General features: G+C 70.9%; 6 protein-coding genes and 1 riboswitch. Of the genes, 2 read left to right on the forward strand and 4 right to left on the reverse strand.

Annotated features, from left to right (window positions below; translation table 11 throughout):
* Positions 1-87 precede the first annotated feature (87 nt).
* Positions 88-378: a 1,2-phenylacetyl-CoA epoxidase subunit PaaB gene (paaB, locus tag RMO85_RS13005; RefSeq protein WP_310529150.1), complete on the reverse strand. Its 291-nt coding sequence runs from the start codon at positions 376-378 to the stop codon at positions 88-90.
* A complete protein-coding gene (paaA, locus tag RMO85_RS13010; RefSeq protein WP_310529151.1) occupies positions 375-1,301 on the reverse strand; it encodes a 1,2-phenylacetyl-CoA epoxidase subunit PaaA in 927 nt (308 codons plus the stop codon). Before paaA ends, paaB begins: the two co-directional genes overlap by 4 nt.
* 60 nt (positions 1,302-1,361) lie before the next feature.
* Between paaA and paaZ the strand changes: the two genes are divergently transcribed.
* The gene (gene paaZ, locus RMO85_RS13015) at positions 1,362-3,422 is read left to right on the forward strand and encodes a phenylacetic acid degradation bifunctional protein PaaZ (protein WP_310529152.1); all 2,061 of its coding nucleotides are present in this window, start codon (positions 1,362-1,364) and stop codon (positions 3,420-3,422) included.
* A gap of 4 nt (positions 3,423-3,426) precedes the next feature.
* On the opposite strand, the gene chrA is transcribed toward paaZ, so the two are convergent.
* Together chrA and RMO85_RS13025 are read right to left on the reverse strand one after the other, a co-directional pair.
* Positions 3,427-4,770, reverse strand: a complete 1,344-nt coding sequence (gene chrA / locus RMO85_RS13020) for a chromate efflux transporter (protein ID WP_310529153.1) — start codon at positions 4,768-4,770, stop codon at positions 3,427-3,429.
* Complete coding sequence (locus RMO85_RS13025; RefSeq protein WP_310529154.1) at positions 4,767-5,363, reverse strand: histidine phosphatase family protein; 597 nt, start codon at positions 5,361-5,363, stop codon at positions 4,767-4,769. Before RMO85_RS13025 ends, chrA begins: the two co-directional genes overlap by 4 nt.
* 37 nt (positions 5,364-5,400) lie before the next feature.
* Positions 5,401-5,485, forward strand: a riboswitch (cobalamin riboswitch).
* Between the two features lie 59 nt (positions 5,486-5,544).
* Between RMO85_RS13025 and RMO85_RS13030 the strand changes: the two genes are divergently transcribed.
* Positions 5,545-6,111, forward strand: a 567-nt coding sequence (locus RMO85_RS13030) for a cobaltochelatase subunit CobN (protein WP_310529155.1), incomplete at its 3' end; no start/stop codon positions are given.

The raw sequence follows: 6,111 nt of genomic DNA on the forward strand, positions 1-6,111 counted from the left end.
GCCCACTGCGAGGCCTGCTGGGAGGAGGCGCCGAGCAGACCGTCGTAGACGGAGTCGTGGTCGAGGTCGAGGTCGTGGGATTCCTTGTCACATGTGCGGACCGAAGTCGGGGATGGCATAGAAGGTAGTGTGCCGGTAGACATTGTCGCAGGCGGTGGCGAAGAGCGGGTCCTTCTCGTCGGGGATGGAGGCGACGACCAGGTCGGCGCGGACGGCCCAGATGCTGACGCCCTCGTTGCGGCGGGTGTAGACGTCGCGGGCGTGTCGCAGGGCCATCTCGTCGTCGGCGGCATGCAGCGAGCCGACGTGCACGTGGTTGAGGCCGCGCTTGCCACGGACGAAGATCTCGTAGAGGGGCCACTCGGGCTGGACGCTCACAGCGACGCCTCCTGGCGTGCGAAGGCAGTCGCGGCGTCCCGCACCCACGCACCCTCGTCGTGGGCGCGCTTGCGGTGCGCGATCCGCTGGGCGTTGCAGGGCCCGGAGCCGGCGACGACGGCAGCGAACTCCGCCCAGTCGGGCTGGCCGAAGTCGTAGTGCCCGCGCTGGTCGTTCCAGGCCAGGGCCGGGTCGGGCAGCGTCACGCCGAGGACCGCGGCCTGCGGCACCGACATGTCCACGAACTTCTGCCGGAGGTCGTCGTTGGTGTCGCGCTTGATCCCCCACGTCATCGACTGCGCCGTGTTGGGCGAGTCGGCGTCGGGCGGGCCGAACATCATCAACGCCGGCCACCAGAACCGGTCGACGGACTCCTGCACCATCGCGCGCTGCTCGTCGGTGCCGCTCATCATCGTCATCAGCAGCTCGAAGCCCTGACGCTGGTGGAAGGACTCCTCCTTGCAGATGCGGATCATCGCCCGGCCGTAGGGGCCGTAGGACGTGCGGCACAGCGGCACCTGGTTGCAGATGGCAGCGCCGTCCACGAGCCAGCCGATGGTGCCGACGTCGGCATACGTCACGGTCGGGTAGTTGAAGATCGAGGAGTACTTCTGCCGGCCCGCGATGAGCTTGTCGGTGAGCTCGCCGCGCGTGACTCCGAGCGTCTCGCAGGCCGAGTAGAGGTAGAGGCCGTGCCCGGCCTCGTCCTGCACCTTGGCGAGCAGGATCGCCTTGCGGCGCAGGCTCGGGGCGCGGGTCAGCCAGTTGCCCTCCGGCTGCATGCCGATGATCTCGGAGTGCGCGTGCTGGGCGATCTGACGCACGAGGGTGGCGCGGTACCTCTCCGGCATCCAGTCGCGCGGCTCGATGCGGTCGTGGTGCTCGATGGTGCGCTCGAAGTCGGCTTCCAGGGTGTCCGTCACCGCCGCGTCCCTCCCGCTACGTGCATTTACAGACCGATCGGTCAGGAATAGTCTGACACGGTGACCGACACCTCCGCAATGCTCGCCAGCATGCTCGCCAGTTTCTCCTGCGGCACCTGGTTCCGCGCCACCGACGAGGGCGAGCCCCTCCGTGACGCCACGACCGGCGAGGAGGTCGCCCGGATCTCCGCGACCGGCCTCGACCTCGCCGCGATGACGACCCACGCGCGCGACGTGGGCGGACCGGCGCTGCGCGCGCTGACCTTCCACGAGCGGGCCGCCGCCCTCAAGGCGATGGCGAAGATGCTCGGCGAGCACAAGGACGAGTTCTACGCGCTCTCCGCCCGCACCGGCGCGACCCGGCGCGACTCGATGGTCGACATCGACGGCGGCATCGGCACGGTCTTCTCGATCGCCTCGAAGGGCACCCGCGAGCTGCCCAACGACGTGGTCGTGCTCGACGGCCGGCCCGAGCGGCTGGGACGCGAGGGCACCTTCCTCGGACAGCACCTCTACACGTCGCGCCCCGGCGTCGCCGTCCAGATCAATGCCTTCAACTTCCCCGTCTGGGGCATGCTGGAGAAGCTCGCGCCGGCGTTCCTGGCCGGGCTGCCCACGATCGTCAAGCCCGCGAGCCAGACGGCCTACGTGACCGAGGCGGTCGTCCGCCGCATCATCGACTCCGGTCTCCTGCCGGACGGCACGCTGCAACTGCTGTGCGGTTCGCCCGCGGGGCTGCTCGACGAGCTCGGCGCCCAGGACTCCGTGTCCTTCACCGGCTCCGCGTCGACCGGCGCGCACCTGCGTCAGCACCCCTCGGTGCTGCACGGCGGGGTGCAGCTCGGCGTCGAGGCCGACTCGCTCAACTGCTCGATCCTGGGCACCGACGTGGGCGTCGAGGACCCCGAGTTCGAGCTGTTCGTCAAGGGCGTGGTCACCGAGATGACCGTCAAGGCCGGCCAGAAGTGCACGGCGATCCGGCGGGTGATCGTCCCGGACACGATGGCCGACCAGGTGGTCGCGGCGATCTCGCAACGCCTCGCCGAGGTCACCGTCGGCAACCCGACCAGTGACCGCGTCCGGATGGGTGCGCTCGCGAGCCTGGCCCAACGCGACGAGGTCCGCAAGGCAGTCCAGGCGCTCCGCGCATCGGCCGAGATCGTCTTCGGCAACCCCGACGTGGTCGAGGTGATCGACGCCGACGCCGAGACGGGCGCGTTCATGTCACCGGTGCTGCTGCGCGCCCACCCGGGTGCCAGCGAGCCGCACGACATCGAGCCCTTCGGCCCGGTCGCCACGGTCATCTCGTACGCCGACCTCGCCGACGCCGTCACGCTGGCGGCCCGCGGCCAGGGCAGTCTCGCCGGGTCGATCGTCACCCACGACCCCGAGGTGGCGCGCACCCTGACGCTCGGCCTGGCGCCGTGGCACGGCCGGCTCCTCGTGCTCGACCGGGCGAGCGCGGCCGAGTCCACCGGCCACGGCTCCCCGCTGCCGGTGCTGGTGCACGGCGGCCCGGGACGCGCCGGCGGCGGCGAGGAGCTCGGCGGCATACGCGCCGTGCTGCACCACATGCAGCGCTCCGCGATCCAGGGCTCCCCCGACATGCTCTCGGCGATCACCGGGCAGTGGATCATCGGCTCGACGCGCACCGAGACCTCGGTCCACCCGTTCCGCAAGAGCCTGGCCGACCTCGCCATCGGCGACACGATCAGCTCCGCCACGCGCATGGTGAGCCTCGACGACATCACGCACTTCGCCGAGTTCACCGGCGACACGTTCTACGCCCACACCGACGAGGAGGCGGCGCGCAACAACCCGCTGTTCGGTGGGATCGTGGCGCACGGCTACCTCGTCGTCTCGCTGGCCGCCGGTCTCTTCGTCGACCCGGACCCCGGCCCGGTCCTTGCCAACTTCGGCGTCGACCGGCTCCGCTTCCTGACCCCGGTCAGGGCCGGCGACACCATCCGGGTCATGTTGAGCGTCAAGCAGATCACCCCGCGCACGGGAGCCGACTACGGCGAGGTCCGCTGGGACGCGACGGTCGTCAACGGCCTCGACGAGCAGGTGGCGACGTACGACGTGCTCACGCTGGTCGCGAAGACCTGGCCGACCGGCTGACCCCTCAGCCGAGCAGGCTGAGCGCCAGGCCCAGCACCGCACAGACGCCGAGGACGCGCAGCGTCGACCAGCGGAGCCAGAACACCATCGTGAGCGCGACGCCGGTCAGCGCGAAGGCGACCGGGTCCCACGAGGACAGGACCGGCACCTCGAGGTCGACCGGCCCCCACCGCAGGGACCGCGCGGCATCGAAGAGGTTGTGCAGCGCGAAGAACACCGCGAGGTCGGCGATCACCCCGACGACAGCCGCGGTGATCCCGGTCAGCGCGGCGCCCAGGTGGCGGTTGGCGCGGAGGCGTTCGACGTAGGGAGCACCCAGGAAGATGAACAGGAAGCACGGCACGAAGGTCACCCAGGTCACCAGCAGCGAGGCGAGGACGGCCGCGACCCACGGGTCGAGCGAGCCCGGGTTGCGGTAGGCGCCGACGAAGGCGACGAACTGGACGACCATGATCAGCGGCCCGGGCGTCGTCTCCGCGAGGGCGAGTCCCTTGACCATCTCCCCGGGAGCCAGCCAGCCGTAGACGACGACAGCCTGGTGGGCGACGTAGGACAACACGGCATAGGCGCCGCCGAAGGTGACCACCGCGGCGCCGGAGAAGAACAGCCCCTGGTCCACGAAGACGCTGTCGCGGGAGAAGATCGCCGCCGCGACGGCCACCGGCGCGAACCACAGCACCAGGCCGACGCCCAGGATGGTCAGCGAGCGCCGCGCGGAGGGCGAGTCGTGGTGGAGCGCGTCGTCGCTGATCAGCGGAGGAGGTACGCCGCCCGCGACTGCGTGCCCCGGGGGGGCGACGCCGATGAGGTCCCTGAGCAGCCACCCGATGACGCCGGCGAGCAGGATGACGACCGGGAACGGGACCGCGAACGCGGACAGTGCGACGAATGACGCCACGGCCATCGCGACGAGCAGCGGATGGTGCAGGGCCCGGCTGCTCACGCGACGGACCGCGTGCACCACGATCGCGATCACGGCCGGCGCGAGACCGGCGAACAGGCCGCTCACCACGGTGGTCGAGCCCGCTCCGATGTAGACCGCGGACAGCGCCAGCATGGCCAGCATCCCCGGCAGCACGAACAGGAAGCCGGCGATCAGCCCGCCCAGGCTGCCGTTGAGCAACCAGCCGGTGTAGATGGCGAGCTGCTGCGCCTCCGGCCCGGGCAGCAACATGCAGTAGTTCAGGGCGTGCATGAAGCGCTGTTGTCCGATCCAGCGCTTCTCGTCCACCAGCTTGTGCTGCATGACCGCGATCTGGCCGGCCGGGCCACCGAAGGTCATCAGCGAGATCGCGAACCACGTCTTCGTCGCCTCCCGCAACGGCACCACGTCGCCGGGGCGGTTCACCGCTCGACCTCAGCGGGGTGACGGTGCTCGAGCCAGCCGACCACGCCGTCGTAGCGGGCCACCGACCCGTTGGGCACGTCGACCCACGGCACCTCCGTCATCGAGTGCCCGAGCAGGTGGGCCAGCACGGAGCGGATCGAGTCACCATGGCTGACCACCACCGTCGCCGCATCGGGGTCGAGCTCGGCGAGCAGCGCGACCAGGCGACGGCGTACCTGCGCGACGGACTCGCCGCCGGCGACGGGCAACTCCGGGTCGGACCAGTCGTGCAGCTCCGCCTCGTGCCACGAGTCCTCGTAGCTGCGGCCCTCCAGGTCGCCCAGGTGCTGCTCGCGGAGCCGGGCGTCCAGCTCGGGCACGAGTCCGAGCCGGTCGCCGATGATCCGCGCGGTCTCGACGGCACGGACCAGGTCGCTCGTGACCACCCGGACCGGCGTGCCGGACACCAGGTCCCGAGCGATCGCCTCGGCGGCCGCAGCGGCCTGCTCACGACCCAGCGCCGTCAACGCCGGATGGGTCGTCTGTCCCTGGGTCAGGCGCAGGACGTTCCACTCCGACTGTCCGTGTCTGACGAGATAGACCGGGGCGCGCACGACGCACAGTCTCCACTACCCTGATCATGCCCAAGGCATGAGGAACCCGGTGAGACTCCGGGGCGGTTCCGCCACTGTGAGATCCCACTCTGCGCATCAGCAGGGGATCGAGCCAGACACTCACCCTCGAGCGAATCCCACCGTTAGCCGGGGCGAGAACCCCGGAGGAGGAACTCCTGCCGTGCGTATCGCCCTGCTCTCCACGTCCGACACCGACCTGCTCTCCGCGCGGGGCTCGGGCGCCGACTATGTCCTCGCCAACCCGGCGCGACCCGGCCACCAGTCGATGGCCGAGGTGATCGAGGGCTGTGACCTCGTCGTCGGCCGGCTGCTCGGCTCGCCCCAGGACCTGTGCTCCGGCTTCACCCGGATCGCCGCGACCGGCACCCCGGTCGTGGTGCTCGGCGGCGAGCAGCAGCCCAGCGCCGCGCGGATGGCGCTGTCCTCCGTGCCGATCGGCATCGCCGCCGAGGCACACCGCTACCTCGCCGAGGGTGGGCCGGAGAACCTCCGCCAGCTGCACGCCTTCCTCTCCGACACGGCGCTGCTGACCGGCGAGGGCTTCGACCCGCCCGCAGTCCTCCCGACCTGGGGGTACGCCGAACGGCCGGCCACCTCGGTGGACGCCGACCTGCCACGCATCGGGGTGCTCTACTACCGCGCCCACGAGGCAAGCGGCAACACCGCCTTCGCGCACGCCCTGGCGGACGCGGTCGACGCAACCGGCCTGGCGGTCGGCGTACCCATC

Source organism: Nocardioides sp., assembly GCF_031422975.1.
Lineage (GTDB): Bacteria > Actinomycetota > Actinomycetes > Propionibacteriales > Nocardioidaceae > Nocardioides.